At 72.0% G+C, this 15,508-nt stretch carries 11 protein-coding genes; 1 reads left to right on the top strand and 10 read right to left on the bottom strand.

What is annotated here, in order from left to right:
- Positions 1-42 precede the first annotated feature (42 nt).
- The 3 genes from QSK34_RS28480 to QSK34_RS28470 all read right to left on the bottom strand — a co-directional run bounded on the left by QSK34_RS28480 (position 43) and on the right by QSK34_RS28470 (position 3,030).
- Positions 43-1,590, bottom strand: coding sequence for a hypothetical protein (locus QSK34_RS28480; RefSeq protein WP_285588411.1), 1,548 nt, complete (start codon positions 1,588-1,590; stop codon positions 43-45).
- A complete protein-coding gene (locus QSK34_RS28475) occupies positions 1,590-2,249 on the bottom strand; it encodes a cysteine hydrolase family protein (RefSeq protein ID WP_161482002.1) in 660 nt (219 codons plus the stop codon). The genes QSK34_RS28480 and QSK34_RS28475 overlap by 1 nt, the downstream gene beginning before the upstream one ends.
- A gap of 145 nt (positions 2,250-2,394) precedes the next feature.
- Entirely contained in the window at positions 2,395-3,030 is a 636-nt protein-coding gene (locus QSK34_RS28470; protein ID WP_202610464.1) for a GntR family transcriptional regulator, read from the bottom strand.
- A gap of 238 nt (positions 3,031-3,268) precedes the next feature.
- Here QSK34_RS28470 and QSK34_RS28465 point away from each other — a divergent pair, with 238 nt between their 5' ends.
- Positions 3,269-4,006, top strand: coding sequence for an endonuclease/exonuclease/phosphatase family protein (locus QSK34_RS28465; RefSeq protein ID WP_285588409.1), 738 nt, complete (start codon positions 3,269-3,271; stop codon positions 4,004-4,006).
- Positions 4,007-4,252: 246 nt separating this feature from the next.
- On the opposite strand, the gene QSK34_RS28460 is transcribed toward QSK34_RS28465, so the two are convergent.
- The 7 genes from QSK34_RS28460 to QSK34_RS28430 are packed head-to-tail and all read right to left on the bottom strand — an operon-like array spanning position 4,253 to position 15,504.
- Positions 4,253-4,426 (bottom strand): MbtH family protein, encoded by a 174-nt coding sequence (locus tag QSK34_RS28460; protein ID WP_062341273.1) that lies wholly within the window; start codon positions 4,424-4,426, stop codon positions 4,253-4,255.
- Positions 4,423-5,328 (bottom strand): methyltransferase family protein, encoded by a 906-nt coding sequence (locus QSK34_RS28455; protein ID WP_285588405.1) that lies wholly within the window; start codon positions 5,326-5,328, stop codon positions 4,423-4,425. The genes QSK34_RS28460 and QSK34_RS28455 overlap by 4 nt, the downstream gene beginning before the upstream one ends.
- A gap of 10 nt (positions 5,329-5,338) precedes the next feature.
- The gene (locus QSK34_RS28450; RefSeq protein WP_285588403.1) at positions 5,339-6,643 is read right to left on the bottom strand and encodes an MFS transporter; all 1,305 of its coding nucleotides are present in this window, start codon (positions 6,641-6,643) and stop codon (positions 5,339-5,341) included.
- A complete protein-coding gene (locus QSK34_RS28445; RefSeq protein WP_285588401.1) occupies positions 6,628-10,674 on the bottom strand; it encodes a non-ribosomal peptide synthetase in 4,047 nt (1,348 codons plus the stop codon). The genes QSK34_RS28450 and QSK34_RS28445 overlap by 16 nt, the downstream gene beginning before the upstream one ends.
- Positions 10,671-11,318, bottom strand: a complete 648-nt coding sequence (locus tag QSK34_RS28440; protein WP_285588399.1) for a DUF6875 domain-containing protein — start codon at positions 11,316-11,318, stop codon at positions 10,671-10,673. The genes QSK34_RS28445 and QSK34_RS28440 overlap by 4 nt, the downstream gene beginning before the upstream one ends.
- Positions 11,315-12,601, bottom strand: coding sequence for an FAD-dependent oxidoreductase (locus QSK34_RS28435; RefSeq protein WP_285588397.1), 1,287 nt, complete (start codon positions 12,599-12,601; stop codon positions 11,315-11,317). Before QSK34_RS28435 ends, QSK34_RS28440 begins: the two co-directional genes overlap by 4 nt.
- A complete protein-coding gene (locus QSK34_RS28430) occupies positions 12,601-15,504 on the bottom strand; it encodes a non-ribosomal peptide synthetase (RefSeq protein ID WP_285588395.1) in 2,904 nt (967 codons plus the stop codon). Before QSK34_RS28430 ends, QSK34_RS28435 begins: the two co-directional genes overlap by 1 nt.
- Positions 15,505-15,508 lie beyond the last annotated feature (4 nt).

The raw sequence follows: 15,508 nt of genomic DNA, 5'->3' as shown, positions 1-15,508 counted from the left end.
GGACCTCCCGACCGGCCGGCGGGAGGTCCCTTTCTTTGTGTGTCAGGCCTCGACCGGGGTCTCCTCCTTGGCCTCGGCCGGTTCCGGGGAGCGGCCGCGCCAGAGGCCGAAGCCCGCCAGGACCAGTGCGGCGAAGACGTAGCCCAGGGCGATCTGGCCGCCGACGTTCCAGCCGACCTTCTCCGCGTGGACCAGGCCGATGAACGACAACAACGCGCCGAACAGGGCGTAGCCGGCCGCCCAGTAAAAGTTCCGGTCGATGATGAACGCCACGATCGCGCCCAGCACGAGCCCGGCCAGGATCGCGCCGCCGCCCAGCAGGACCGTGCCGTGGTAGACCGAGCCCGCCGCGGCGATCTGGTCGCTCGTGACGGCCACGCCCGAGGCCGCGATGACGTTGTTCATCTGGCCGGCCGCCCAGGCGGCGATGTTGGGGATGATGGCCATCACGACCGCGACCGCGTGGACGCGGGGCACGGCCTGGAAGGCCTGGGCGCCGATGAGCAGGCCGATGTAGAGCAGGATCGGCACGATCGCGGGGGTCGGCAGCAGGGTCGCCAGGACGCTGAACAGGCCGAGGAAGCAGAACAGGGCGATCACGACGCCGCTGGCCATCGAGTAGCCGGCCCGGCCGCCCGCCTCCTTCCAGCCGGGGTGGCCGATGTAGACGGCGGGCGGGAACGGGGAGCCCAGGGCCGAGCCCACCACCGCGCCGGCGCCGTCGGCGAGCAGGACCGAGCGGAGGTTGTAGGTGTCGCCCGCCACGGCGGCCGACTCGACGTTGGTCATGCCCTCGGTGAAGTTGTAGATGCCCAGCGGGATCGCCGTCGCCAGCAGTGGCGCGACCTCGCTCAGGCCGCTGACCAGCAGGTCGATCTTCAGTGTCGGCAGGCCCACCGCGATGTCGCTGATGGCCGCGCCGACGGCGGCGGGCTCCATGTAGCCGCCGATCCAGCCGATGGCCGAGCCCACCAGCAGGGCGGCCAGGCCGACCGGGATGTTGCCGGGCAGCTTCAGGTCGGTGAAGAAGCCGACCAGGATGATGACCAGCACCGGCAGCGCGATCCAGAGCGCCTCCCACATCTGGGCGGCCGGGCGCATCGAGATGAACGCGATCGAGATGCCCGCGAGCGTGCCGAGCATGGCCGCCTGCGGGGTGTACTTCCTGATCACCGGGCCGACGAACGCGCCCAGCAGGACGATCAGGCCGATGATGAAACACCAGGCCAGGCCGGCCTGCCAGGCGGCGATCGGGTCGTTGGTGGCCAGGTACGTCGGCAGCATGATCACGAACACGACGATGAACATGTGCGGGACCGACGGACCGTACGGCATCGCGCAGACGTCGAGCCGGTTCTCCTTCCTCGCCAGCCGTCTGGCCAGGTAGGTGTAGTAGACGTTGCCGATCAGCAGCTGGATGCCGAGGGCCGGGAGGATCACGCCGTACACGTCGCCATCGGAGATGTGCACCACGCCGACGCACAGGGCCGTGAGGGTCAGGACGTTGACCAGGACGTTGAAGCCCAGGCCGAAGAAGGCGTTGGTGTCGCCGGGCACCCACCAGGGCACCTTCACCGCGGGAGTCGTCATCACAGCACCTCGATCAGGTTCTCGGAGGGGGCGACCCAGCCGAAGATGCCGCCCTGCGCGGCGATCATGGCGAGTCCCGCTTCCTGGAACTCGTCGAAGTACGATCCGACGCAGTCGGACACGACGAGGCACTCGAAGCCCCGGTCGTTGGCCTCCCGCACGGTCGTATGGACGCAGACCTCGGTCGTGACACCGGTCACGACGAGCGAGGTGACGCCCTTCTCGGCCAGCAGTTCGCCGAGGTTCGTGGCGTAGAACGAGCCCTTGCCGGGTTTGTCGACGACCGGCTCGTCTCCGAGGGGTTTGAGGTCGTCGACGATGTCGTGACCGTACTCACCCCTGATGAGGATCCGGCCCTTCGGGCCGGGATCCCCGATGCGCATCGACGGCGCGCCGCGGTTCAGCTTGGCGGGCGGGCAGTCGGACAGGTCGGGCAGGTGGCCCTCCCGCGTGTGGACGACCAGCAGCCCGGCCGCGCGCGCCGCGCCGAGCAGCCGGGCCAGCGGCGGGATGACCTTCTGGAGCTTGCTGACGTCGTTCCCGAGGGTCTCTCCGAAACCACCGGGTTCGACGAAGTCGCGCTGCATGTCGATGACCAGCAGCGCGGTTGACTCGGGCTCGAACGTGAACGAATAGGGGGACGCGTCGACAGTGGGCACGACCGGCTCCTCTGTGTCATGTGAGGCAGATTCACAGCGCGAGCCACAGCCGGTACGTCCCCCGACGCCGGACCGGCCGGGCGGTCTATTCGTCGATTGTCGACAGAATATGTATCCGCTGCCGCCGCGCCGCGTTAACGCCGGGTTACCCGATATAGGTGCGGGCGCCGTGGGAGGCCAGTGCGGCCAGCACGGTCGGCGCGTCCTGGCTGACGACCGCGTCGAACAGCTTGCGGTGGCGGCGCACGCCGTCGCCCGGGTCGCCGACGTGCTCGACCTCGCGCCGCAGGTTGGCGGCCATGTAGAGCTGGAGCTTGTGGATGACGGGCCGGTAGGCGAGCAGCAGGTGGCGCTGCCCGGCCAGGGCGACCATGGCGATGTGGAACCGGCAGTGGGCGTCGTTCTCCTCGCGGAGGTCGCCCTTGCGGGCGGCGACGTCCATGGCCTTCAGCGCGTCTTCCAGGTCGCCCACGTGGGTTCCCTCGGCGAGGGGCGTGAAGAGGGAGACGGCGTACTGTTCGAGCACGTCGCGCAGCCCGAACAGCTCGTCGACGTCACGCTCGGACAGCTGCGCCACCCGGACCCCGCGCCGCGGCAGGTGCTCCACGAGCCCCTGCTCGTCGAGCAGCCGCAGGGCCTCGCGCAGCGGCGCCCGGCTGATGCCGAAGCGCCGCGTGAGCTGCTCCTCGATCAGGCGCTCCCCCGGTTGGAGCGCGCCACTCAGGATGTCCTCGCGGAGCTGGTTCATCGACAGCTCGACGAGACTGGCCGCTTCGAGCACGCCCACCTCCTCAGACCCCAACTCTGGCAGATCATGCGCCTTCGCGGGCACACCTTCCCACCAGCCCAAAAAGGCACTTCTGTACCATTAGAAGTGCCTTTGGGGGAGGTAAAGCGTGATATTGCGAGTAATTACCATAATGGGGCTTTTGTCGACTCCAGCGTCGACACCGACACCGCCGTCACCGGTGCCCGTGGCACCCGCACCGGCCCCGACACCGGTTCCGGCGCCGACGCCCGTGACCACGCCGGCGCCCATCCCCGAGCCCGCCGCCGAACCGCTCAAGTTCCTCACCTTCAACGTGTGCGGAGGCCTGTGCGAAAACGCGTTCTCCCTGGCGAGGTGGACGTCGTCCCTCCTGCGCGAGACCCATGACGCCGACGCCTTCTTTCTCCAGGAACTGTGCGGCCGGCAGTTCGACGCCCTGCGGAACCGGCTCTCCGGCCGATACCAGGCCACTTACGTGGTGACCGTGCGCAAGAACAAGGCGTGCCGCCGGAATTGGGGGGACCGCCGTTTCGGCATCGCCGTCTTCGTCAAGGGACCGGTCTTCGCCCGCGGGGTCTGGGCGCTGCCGAACCCGCACCACGACGAACCGCGCGCCCTCCTCTGCGTGGACGCCGTCCTCGCCTACCGCCCGACCCGCCTCTGCACGACGCACGTCGACTACAAGGGCCACAACCGGGAGATGCACGTCAACTACATCAACACGGTCATCCGGGGCTGGACCGGCCCGCTCGTCATCGGCGGCGACCTCAACCTCAGCCCGGGAACCGCGCCGATCCGCAACCTCTACCGCCGGTTCCACGAGATCGACCCGCTGGCGCGGGTGACCTTCCCCGAACAGGACCTGAAGATCGACTACATCCTGTTCAGCAACCACTTCTCCGGCTTCACGGCCAGCGGCGGAGGCTGGCGGCCCTGGATGTCCGACCACCGCGTGCTGCGCGGCACGGCCCGATCCCAGGACATGTGAATACTTGCTCAGACGTTTGATCGATGGTCGAACCGTCGATAACTCTCCGTAACCATCATCGTTCAGACGGAGGGGACATCGATGAACGACCACCCGCATCACGACCACGAGGACGCCGACCACGAGCACGAGCTCGACTGCGGCGCCGAGGCCGCCTGTGGTCCCGGCCACTGCCACGACCACTCGGCTCACTAGGAGGAACGCGTCCGGGCGGGCCGGCGCTAGGCTCGCCCGGACGCGGGTTCGTCAGGCCGGGCGGGCGCTCTTGGGGCGCATGTCCGTCCAGACCTCCTCGATGTGGGCCAGGCACTCCTCCCGGGTGCCTTCGAAACCGTCCGGGTGCCAGCCGTCGGGGATCTCCCGCCCTGCGGGCCAGAGGGAGTACTGCTCCTCGTCGTTGCGGACGACCAGGTGGGTCACGACGTGCTCCTTGCGGTGATGAGGGTGTGCGTGGGGGAACGGGTCAGGTCGGTTCGGGTGACGTCGGCGGCTCCCGCTTCGCGGAGCCAGGCCTCCAGCTCGTCGGCGGTGTAGAGGCGGCCGCCCTGGGTGAGCCACAGGTTGAGGGCGAAGCCCTCGGTGAAGGCCTGGTCGGCCACGCCGCCGCGCGGGGTCGTCGTGGTCTCCAGGATGTGGACGTCGGCTCCCGACGCCACCGCCTCCCGCACCAGCCCCCTGGCGCGTTCGCGGGAGAAGCCGTGGACGACGTTGAACAGCAGCACGTGGTCGTAGCCCTCCAGCGTCAGCGGCTCCGACAGGTCGGCCTCCACCAGGGTGAGCGCGCTGGGCGTGCCGGGCAGGTCGACGACGACCGCGTCCAGGCCGGGGGTGGCGTCCACGAAGGCCTTGGCGAAGACGCCGTGGCCGCCGCCGACGTCGGCGAGCCGGCCGGGGGTCATCGGGACCAGGCCGACGACCTCTTCGGCGAGCCAGCCCGCCAGGCCCGACTGGAGCTGGTGGAAGACGGCCAGTTCGTCCGGCCGGCCGGAGAGCCAGCGGTAGAAGTCGGCCCGCGGCCGCCCGGTGGAGACGCCGTCGAAGAGGTCCTTCCAGAACTCGCCGAGGATCGCCGACCACAGGACCAGCGGGGTGCCGTATCCGGCGGAGACCCAGCCGGGCGAGGCCGCGAAGACGTCGTCGTCCCGGGTCAGGTAGCCGGTCGTCACGAGCAGGTCGAGCAGGAGGGTCAGGCCCTCCTCGTCGGCGCCGAGCATCTTGGCCAGGTCGGGGGCCGTGCCGGGCAGCGCGTCGAAGACGCCGAGCCGCACGGCCGCCGACGCCGCGTGGGTCGACATCGCGCCGACGATGTCGAGCAACGGCATCGGCGGGGTCTCATGCGGTGGCGGGTTCAACGGCATCGGACACCTCCTCCTTCTCGCGGGGCGCGGGCTCCTTGCGCAGCAGCACGGTGACGGCGACGACGGCCAGGATGAGCGCGTCCACGAGGATGACGAGGGCGATGCCGCGCCCCTCCCCCGTGCCGATCAGCCGGCCGACGTTCCCGGCCAGCGCGCCGCCGTCCCGCAGCAGCGGACCGGCGACGAACTCGGCCAGCGGCCCGGCCAGCAGGTAGGCGAACGGGCTGCCGATGCCGCCGATCGTGTGCACGGTGCCGAGCACGCGGCCGAGGCTGTCGGGTTCGATCCGGCTCTGGAGCACGGCGTTGCCGGAGCCCTGGACGACCGGGAGCGTGAACAGGAAGGCGGCCGCCGCCCCGGCGACGAGCCACGGGTTGGGCTGGAGGGTGTGCAGCACCAGGAACACGCTGCCGAGCAGCATGAACACGCCCATGCCGCGGACCCGCTTCTTCGGGCCGCCCCACAGGCCCATCACGATGCCGCCCAGGAACACCCCCGACCCGCCGGCGAACATGAGCGCGCCCAGCACGGCCGGGGAGCCGAACGACAGGATCAGCGGCTGCACCAGCACCCCGGCCACGGCGAAGCAGAAGTTGTACGCGGTGAACGTCAGCGTCAGCCGCATCAGGTCGCCGCGCCGCCGCAGGTAGTGCCAGCCGTACGACAGGTCGCTCAGCGGCGCCTTCGCCGACCCCGCGCCGGGCGCCCTCACCACCGACGCCGGCAGCTTCACGACCAGCAGCGTCGTCACCGCGATGGCGAAGGTCACCAGGTCGAGGACCAGCACGCCGGTCATCCCGATCGCGGCCAGCAGCGCCCCGGCCGCCAGCGGCGCGGCGATCTGGGTGGCCATGGTGATCTGCATGAGGCCGTTGGCGCGGGCGAGGTGGCGTTCGGGGATGAGCAGCGGGGTCATCGCCTGGTAGGTCGTCATGTGCAGCGTGCCGCAGACCGCGCCCACGAACGAGCCGAGGCAGATGTGCCACACCTGCAGCGCGTCGTTGTAGAGCAGCAGCGCCTGCGCGCCGGTGCTCAGCGCCACGACGCAGTCGCTGATGATCAGGACGCGGCGGCGGTCGAACCGGTCGACGATCACCCCGGCGAACGGGCCGACCAGGATGGCGGGCAGCAGCCCCGACACCATGACCAGCGCGAACAGGGTGGTCGACTCGGTGTTCTGGTAGACCCAGACGCCGAGCACGAAGCCCGTCAGGCTCGATCCGACGCCGGAGACCAGCGACGACAACCAGACGATGCCGAATCTCACGAGGTCAGGCACATCGCCTCCACGTAACGCCGGATGAGCGCCCGGTCGGCGGGCGGGCAGGTGATCCCGGCGGCGGTCAGCACCCTGCGGGTGCGCGAGCAGTCGAACCACGGCCGGGGGAAGACCGGCCGTTCCTCGGGCAGTTCGGTGACGAACGCCGCGAGCGGCAGGTCGGGCAGCCCGTCGTGGACGGCCGCCCGCCACTCCGGCCACGCCACCAGCCGCACCCCGAGGGCCTCGGCGATCTCCGCGTAGCTGATCGTCGCCTCGTTGAAGTAGTGGTGGTCCTCCCCCGCGCCGTGCAGCACGTGGTGGACGATGGCGTCGGCGACGTGGTCGACCGGGGAGACGTCCTCGTCGAAGGGCATGTCGGGGGCCATGCCGAGGCGCGTCATCGTGGCCAGCAGACGGCTGAAGTAGTCGCCGTCGTTGCCCCATCCGGTCCGGCTGTCGCCGCCGATCCTGGCCGGGCGGTGGATCGAGACCGGGATGCCGCGCTCCCGCGCCTGCGCGGCGAGCCGGTCGGCGACCCATTTGGTCTGGTTGTAGCCGCCGCCCAGGCCGGTCGGATCCTCGGGGACGTCGGCCTCGGTGATCCGGCGGCTCTGGTAGGCCTTGCCGAGGTGGACCCCGAGCGTCGAGACGTGGTGGACGGGGACGCCCCCGCCCAGCGCCGACAGCCGCAGCACCTCCAGGGTGCCGCCGACGTTGACGTCCTTCAGCCGGTGGTACGGCTCCGCGAAGTTGATCAGCCCGCCGTTGTGGCAGATCACGTCGACCCGTTCGGCGAGGGCGGCGAACTCCTCCTCCGACAGGCCCAGCCGGGGCGAGCCGAGATCGCCGGGAACGCCGACGACCCGGGCCTCGGGCAGCCCCTGCGCGGCGAGCGCCGCCCGGACCCGCGCTTCGGCGGCGGCGGGGTCGCCGGCCCGGACGAGACAGAGCAGTTCCGAGACGGGGGCCAGCCGGGCGGCGAGGTGCGCGCCCAGGAAGCCGGTCGCGCCGGTGAGCAGGACCGTCACGCCCGACCGGTTCCTCGGGACGGTCACCCGGATGTCGTCGGGCAGCACCGCCTCCGCGAGCAGGTCGGGCTCGTCCGAGGTGGCGTGGGTGCCCTCGATCGTGGCGGCGAGCTCGGCGAGGTCGGCGGTCTCGAACAGGGCGCGCAGCGGGAGGGCGACGCCGAGCCGGTCCTTCAGCGTCGCCAGCACCCTTGCCGCGAGCAGGGAGTGGCCGCCGAGTTCGAAGAAGTTGTCCCGCCGCCCGACCCGCCGGTCGCCCGCGACGACGACCGACCAGACGTCCGCGACCGCCTGTTCGGCGGGGGTGCGCGGGGCCTCGTAGGGGGCGGTGACCGTGACCTCGGGCAGGGCGGCCGTGTCGACCTTGCCGTGGCTGGTGCGCGGCACCGTCTCCAGCGCCACGAACACGTCGGGCACGAGGTGGTCGGGCAGCCGTTCGCGCAGGTAGGAGCGCAGGTCGGACTCTCCCGCGACGAACGCGACCAGGCGGTCGCCCGCCGACGTCACGTGGGCGTCGCGCACGCCGGGATGGGCGGTCAGCGCCGCCTCGACCTCGCCCGGTTCGATGCGGTGGCCGCGCACCTTGAGCTGGCGGTCCTTGCGCCCGGCGAACTCGAAGCTCCCGTCGAGGCGCCGCCGGACCAGGTCGCCGGTCCGGTACATGCGCGCCCCCGGCGTGCCGGAAAACGGGTCGGGCACGAACCGGTCGGCCGTCATCCCCGGTTGCCCGAGGTAGCCCCAGGCCAGGCAGTCGCCCGCGAGGCAGAGCTCGCCGTAGACGTTGTCGGGGGCGAGCCCGCCGTGGCTGTCGACGACGTAGGCGCGCACGTGCGGCAGCTCGGTCCCGATGGGCAGGTGCAGCAGGCCCGAGGGCTCGGTCGCGGTGTGCGTGGTCGCGCACACCGTCGCCTCGGTCGGGCCGTAGTGGTTGACCAGCGGGGTGCCGGTCGCGGCCAGCCAGGTCTCCAGCGCGGAGCCCGGCACCGACTCGCCGCCGACCATCATCAGCCTCACCGGCCAGTCGATCTTCCGTCCGGCCAGCTCGTCGGCCCAGCGACGCCAGAGCGAGGCCGCCGTGTCGACGGCGGTGATCCCGTGGCGTTCGACGAAGGCGAGCAGCGCGTCGGCGTCGAGGCGGGCCGGTTCGTCGTGCAGGACCAGCGCGCCGCCGGTGGAGAGCACCGGGAACAGGTCGCCGACGGACGCGTCGAAGGTCAGCGGCGGGATCATCAGCACCCGGTCGGCGGCCGTGAACCCGTGGACGTCCACGAAGGCCCTGGTGAACCTCCGCAGCGAGTCGTGGCCGACGGCGACGCCCTTGGGCGTGCCGGTCGAGCCCGAGGTGAAGATGACGTAGGCCAGCGAGCTCGGTTCCACCGGGGCGTGGGCGCGTGGGTGGAAACCCTCGTGGTCCACGACGCCCACGGCGTTGGCCGCCCCCAGCAGTCCTTCCACCCGTTCGGAGGGGTGGCCGGGGTCCAGGGGCAGGTAGGCGCAGCCCGCCTGGAGGATGCCCACGATGGCGGCGACGGCGTCGGGGCCGGTCGGGAGCCGCACCCCGACGACACTGCCCGGGGTCAGCCCGGCCAGATCCAGGGCGGCCGCCCGTCGCAGCAGCTCACGATAGGTCACCGTCTCGGTGTCGGTGATCACCGCGGGCTCGTCGGAGGGCCTGATCTCCCAGGGCGGCGCCTCGCCGGAGACGCCGCCGGGCGGGCGGGTCTGGAGGGGGACGTCCCAGATGCCCCGGTCGGCGTCGTCCACCGTCGCGCGCAGCACGGCCACCATGTGGTGGCCGATCGCGTCGATGGAGGCGGGGTCGAACAGGTCGGTCGCGTAGTCGATGTGCACGCCGTCGCCCTCGACCACGAGCGTCAGGTCGAACCGGGCCGGCGGCGCGGACAGCGCGTAGGCCCGGCCGGTCAGCCCCGGCGCGACCTCGATCGCCCCGCCGGGCTCCCCGGTCACCAGCATGACCTGGAAGATCGGGTTGTGGCTGAGGTCGCGCCGCCCGCCGGTCAGCTCGACGACCGAGTCGAACGGCAGCGTGCGGTGGTCGAGCGCGGTCATGGTCGTCTCGCGGGCGAGCCGGACCACCTCCCGCAGCGTCGGGTTCCCGGTGAGGCGGGTGCGCAGCGCCACGGTGTTGACGAACATCCCGGCCGTGCGCTCCAGCTCGGGCAGTTCGCGGTCGCTGACCGGGGTGCCGATCACGACGTCGTCGGTGTCGGCCATCCGGGCCAGCACGACGTTCAGCGCGGCCAGCACGACCATGAACACGGTCGTCCGGTTGACCTGCGCCCACGCCCGCAGCTCCCCGGCGAACCCGTCGGGGTAGACGACCGACCGGCGCTCGCCGTCGAAGGTCGGCCGGGCCGGGCGCGGCCGGTCGAGGGGCAGGTCGAGCAGCCCGCTGACGCCGTCGAGCCGCTGCGCCCAGAACGCCCGGTCGGCCGCGCCGGTGTCGCGGGTCGCCAGCCAGGCCGCGTAGTCGGGGTACTGCACCTGTACGGGCGGCAGGTGCTCCCCCCGGTAGAGGGCGTACAGCTCGTCGAACAGGATGCCGGTGGTCTCCCCGTCGCACACGATGTGGTGCCAGCACATCGCCAGCACGTGCCCGTCGCCGTGCGGGATCAGCAGGGTCCGCATCAGCGGGGCGCGGGCGAGGTCGAAGCCGTACGCGAGGAACTCCTCGATGGTGCCCTCGGTGAAGAAGGGCACCTCCGCCGACGGCACGACGTGCTGGTGCGGCACCCCGTCCCGGACCACGATCGCGGTCCGCAACGACTCGTGCCGGGCGACCAGCGCGTCGATCGCCCGGCGCAGCCGGGGCACGTCGAGGTCGCCGGTCAGCTCGTGGGCCGCCCAGCACAGGTAGCGGTCGCCGTCGAACCCGGCCTGGTCGAGGAACCAGAGCCGTTCCTGCGACGGGGCCAGCGGCGCGTCGGCCCCCGGCGGGCGGCGCGGGATGCCGGACCGCTGGGCCGCGACCCGCGCCATACGTTCGGACAGTCTGCTCACGAGGGCACCACGTCCCGCAGATGGGCCGGGACGCGGTCGCCGAAGATGGCACGGTAGGCCGACACGTGCTGCTCGCGCGAGGTCAGGAACGGCAGGTCGGTGCTGACCATGTGCCGCACGACCAGCATCGGGACCGGCGCCTCCAGCGGGCGCAGCAGCGGGTTCCAGAGCCCGCCCTTTTCAGGGGGGCCGTCGTGGAACTCGCCGACCATGACCCCGGAGGGCACGTGCCGGTCCTTGAGGATCTCCTGGGCGGCGTCGATCAGGTCGAGCCGCCGGCCGGCGTCGGGGAACAGCACGAGCACGGCCGTGTGCATCGAGTCGGCGATCGACCGGGGGGCCAGGTCGCCGAACCACTGCCGGTACGGCTCCACCGCGGCGACCACCTCCTCGACCGTCTCCGGCCGCCCGGGGCGGATGGCGAGCAGGAACCGCCCGCGGTCGATGGAGCCCTGGGCGTAGGGGCAGACCGGGCCGCGGCGGCCCAGTTCGGGGTGCGGGCGGCACAGGTACTCGCGGGCCCACGTCGTCACGGTGCGGAGCTGGCGGATGTACATGGCGCCCAGCGGGTGAAGGGGGCGCCCGCTCTCGACGTCCTTGACGTCGAAGAGGCGTAAGGTCGGCTCGTCGGGGTGGGTGATCACTTCGGGTGCCTCCTGTCGCGGCGCCAGAGGAGCGCGGCCGCCAGCCCCACGGCCGCCGTCATCCCTCCCGCGCGGACGATCCGGTCCTGCGTTCGCGCACGCCGCAGCGCCTCGCCGTACGGCATGGTGGTGTGGCTGACCATCGTGTAGAGGGGTCGCCACGTGTCGGGCAGCAGCCGGCTGAGCACGGTGTCCACCTGCTTGCGGGCCAGGTGGAGCGGGGAGCGCAGCCGGTCGCGGAGTTCGAGGAAGTTGTCGGCCGACAGGTCGGCCAGCACGTCGGTGTGCGGTTTCCTGCGCCGCTGATACGCGGCGAACGCCGCGCCGAGATCGTGGGGCCGGGCCTCGACGCACTCGGCGAGGACGACGCAGTCCTCGAACGCCGAGTTCATGCCCTGTCCGTAGAAGGGGTAGACCGCGTGGCAGGCGTCGCCGATCAGCACCGCCCGGCCGTCCTCGTGCCACTTCGAGGTCCGCACGGTCACCAGGTGGCCGACCGGGTTGCGGGCGAGCTGCCCCGCCAGGTCGGGCAGGTCGGCGGCGGGGAGCACGCTCTTCACGAACGCCGCCAGGTCGGGCCGGACCAGATCGTGGTGGTCCATGAACAACGTGCAGGTCAGCGACCCGTCGACGTTGGGGTGGGCGACCATCAGGCCCTGGTCGCCGGGCCAGACGTGCAGCGCCTCCAGCCGTTCGGTGTACGGCAGGTGCAGCTCCTTGTAGCCCCACGGCAGGAACTCCTGCCGGAAGTCGGCCGGCCGGCCGCGCAGGAGTTCGGCACGGACCGCCGAGAACGCTCCATCGGCGCCGACGATCACGTCGGGGGTGATCGTCTCGCCGCCCGCCTGGAACGACGGGGCGTCGCGGTCGATCGCGGTCACCGGGGTGCCGAAGAAGAACCGCACCCCCGCGAGCTTCTCCGCGTGCTCGACCAGGGTCCGGCTGAGGGCGTCGCGCCGGATCGAGTAGAGGATCTCGCCGGGGTCGCGCCCGTACGGGTGGAAGAAGGGGCGGCCCTCCCTCGGGTGCACGTAGCGGCCGCGCATCGGCACGGTGTGGGTGCGCACCGCGTCCCACAACCCGGCCTTGCGCAGGGCGCCGATGCCCCGGGCCGACAGGCCCAGGTTGATGGAACGGCCCTCGTCGGGCGGCGCGACCCTCGGGTCGGCCCGGCGTTCGTAGACGTCGACGCGGTGGCCCTGCCCGGCCAGGTACACGGCCAGCAGGGAACCTGCCAGCCCCGCACCGACCACCGCGAAATGGATGTTCAGGTCGTCGCGCATCAGCGCTCGGCCTCCTCCAGGATCTCGTCGACCGCGGCCGCGAACTCGGCGACCGTACGGCTGGCGAACAGGGTGCGCACCGGGACGACCAGGTCGACGGCCCGGCGGATGCGCGCCACCACGCGGGTGGCGAGCAGCGAATGCCCCCCGAGGGCGAAGAAGTCGTCGGCGGCCCCCACGCGGGGCACCCCGAGCACTTCGCCGAATATCTGTGCGACCAGCTCCTCGGCGTCGGTCCGGGGGGCGACGTACGCCTCTCCGGCCGCGTCGGGGGCGGGCAGCGCCGCGCGGTCGAGCTTGCCGTTCCGGGTCAGCGGCAGCTCGGGCAGCGGCACGATGTGGCCCGGCACCAGACGCTCGGGCAGGGTGCGCCGCAGGTGGGCGCGGAGGTCGTCGCGGTCCGGATCGCCCGTCACATAGGCGACCAGCGAGCCGTCGAGCGCGATCACGGCGGCGCTGCGCACCGAGGGGAAGGCGGTCAGCGCGGCCTCGACCTCGGCGGGCTCTATGCGTACACCCCTGATCTTGACCTGGTCGTCGAGGCGGCCCAGGAACTCCAGGTTCCCGTCGGCCCGGACGCGGGCGCGGTCTCCGGTGAGGTAGAGGCGCCCCTTCGGGACGGGGACGAAGCGTTCGGCGGTCAGGCGCGGCCGGTTCAGGTAGCCCCACGCGACACCGGCGCCGCCGATGGCCAGCTCGCCGGGGACACCCGGCGGCACCTCCCTGCCGGAGGAGTCGAGGACGGTCACCGTGGTGCCCGCGATCGGGCGGCCGATCGAGGGTTTCCCGTCGCCGAGGTCGGCGGCCGTGGCGATCACGGTGGCCTCGGTGGGGCCGTAGGTGTTGACCAGGCGGATCCGATCGCCGAACCGGCTGCGCCAGCGCTTGACCGCGGAGGCGGCGACGGGGTCGCCGCCGAGGATGACGAGCCGAAGACTCGGCGGCCAGGCGATCTCGTCGATCTCCTCGACGAGGGCATGCCAAAAGGAGGTCGGCAAATCGAGCACGGTTACTCGAGCCCCTTCGGAAGTGGTCAGGAAATCCGGCAGGGTGCGCCCGCCATTGGGCAGCATCACGACCGTAGCCCCCGCTTCCAAGGATGGGAAGATCTCTTCCACGTGGGCGTCGAATCCCAGCTCGGAAAACTGCGCCACACGGTCGCCGGGCCGCAGGTCATAGGCCTTGCGCATCCAGGAAACGCGTTCCGATACGCTTTGGCGATCGATCACGACACCTTTTGGCAGACCGGTTGACCCCGACGTGTAAAGCACATATGCGGGTAAGGAATTGTCGGAGATTTCTGTCAGGAAAGGCCCGCTCAAATCCCCCGGCCGTACCGCCGCGATTCCCTGGACGAAGGCCGCGTCGCCCACCAGAATGCGCGCGCCGGCGTCGTCGATCAAGGCCGAGACGCGGGCGGCGGGAAAGGCCGGATCGACCGGCAGATAAGCGGCCCCGGCCCGCCACACGGCGAGGAGGACCGGGACCAGGTCGAGGGTCCGCTTGAGGCTCACCCCCACGACGTCACCGGGCCGCACCCCGCGCGCGGCCAGCCCCGACGCCATCCGCGCGACGCGTTCGCCCAGCTCCCGATAGGTGAGCTCGACGCCGTCACAGGCGACGGCCGGGGAGCCGGGGTCGATCTCGGGCGGCCGATCGGCTTCGGGCGCGAGGTCGACGTCCGGCGGACGCCTGTCGAGGGCGCAGAACAGGTCGAGGTCGCCGCATCTCTCGCCGGGCCGCCGCGTGACGTCGGTCAGCAGGGCCTGGAACCGCGCCGCGAACCGCTCCGCCGTGGCCCGGTCGAAGCGGCCCCTGTCGTAGGTGAGGACCAGCCCGGTCTCGGTGGGGCCCTGGTAGACGTCCAGGGCCAGGTCGCACTTGGCCGAGGCGAGGCCCGAGTCGTAGATCTCGACGTCGAGGTCGCCGAGCCGGGGGCGTTCGGTCGTGGTTCGGGTGTACTGGAACATCGCCTGGAACCGCGCGCCGTCCGGCACCCCGTCCGGCACCGGGCCGTGGTCGAAGGAGCGCAGCACGGCGCCCCGCGCCCGGCGCAGCGCCTCGGTGAACGGCGGGTCGTCGCCCAGGTCGGTGCGGAGCATCGCCAGGCCGGTGAAGTAGCCGACCAGGGGTTCGGTGTCGACCCGGTCGCGGCCCAGCGTCGGGACGGCGACGCAGACGTCGTGCTGGGCGGCGTGCCGGGCCAGGAACACCTGGAAGGCGGCCAGCAGCACCATGAACAGGGTGCCGCGCTCCTTCCTGGCGAGGTCCTCCAGCCCGCCGACCAGCTCCGGCGGCAGGGTGGCGAAGACCTGTCCGCCCTCCCCGGTCGCGCGGGGCCGGTCGCCGGGCAGGTCGAGGACCGGCAGGCAGCGCAGTTCCTCCGCCCAGTAGCCGGGGTGGGAGCGGTCCCCGCGTGCCACGTGGTCGGCGTAGGTGATCGGCAGCGGCGGGAGCGTGCCGCCCCGGTAGAGGACGTCGAGCTCGCGCAGCAGCACGTCGACCGACCAGCCGTCGGCGGCGATGTGGTGGACGACCAGGCAGAGCACGTGGTCGTCGGGGGCGGCCCTGATCAGGGTGAACCGGGCGACCGGGCCGGCGGCCAGGTCGAACGGCCGGTTGGCGCGTTCGGCCACGGCCGCCCGGGGGTCGGCGGTCTCGATGCGCTCCAGGACGGGCCCGGCCGGGGTGACCAGCCGGACCGGGTTCCCGTCGTCGTCCTCGGCGTACCGGCCGCGCAGCACGTCGTGCCGCTGCGTGATCGCGGTGAGCGCGGCCTCCAGCGCCGCGTCGTCGAGGCGGCCCCGGATGCGCAGGGCCACCGGCATGTTGTACGACGCGTCGGCCGGGTCGAGGCGCTGCAGGAACCAGAGCCGCCGCTGCCCGGCCGACAGCGACGTCACAGCG

The sequence above is a fragment of the Herbidospora sp. NBRC 101105 genome, from assembly GCF_030269205.1.
Taxonomy (GTDB): Bacteria; Actinomycetota; Actinomycetes; order Streptosporangiales; family Streptosporangiaceae; genus Herbidospora; species Herbidospora solisilvae.
Note: the sequence above shows the minus strand (reverse complement) of the source record. Positions and strands in the feature narration are given on the sequence as shown.

Bases quoted from the DNA above. Each gene is read 5' to 3' on its own strand.
- QSK34_RS28455 (WP_285588405.1), bottom strand. From the start codon at position 5,328: ATGCCGTTGCTCGACATCGTCGGCGCGATGTCGACCCACGCGGCGTCG.
- QSK34_RS28480 (WP_285588411.1), bottom strand. From the start codon at position 1,590: ATGACGACTCCCGCGGTGAAGGTGCCCTGGTGGGTGCCCGGCGACACC.
- QSK34_RS28435 (WP_285588397.1), bottom strand. From the start codon at position 12,601: ATGCGCGACGACCTGAACATCCATTTCGCGGTGGTCGGTGCGGGGCTG.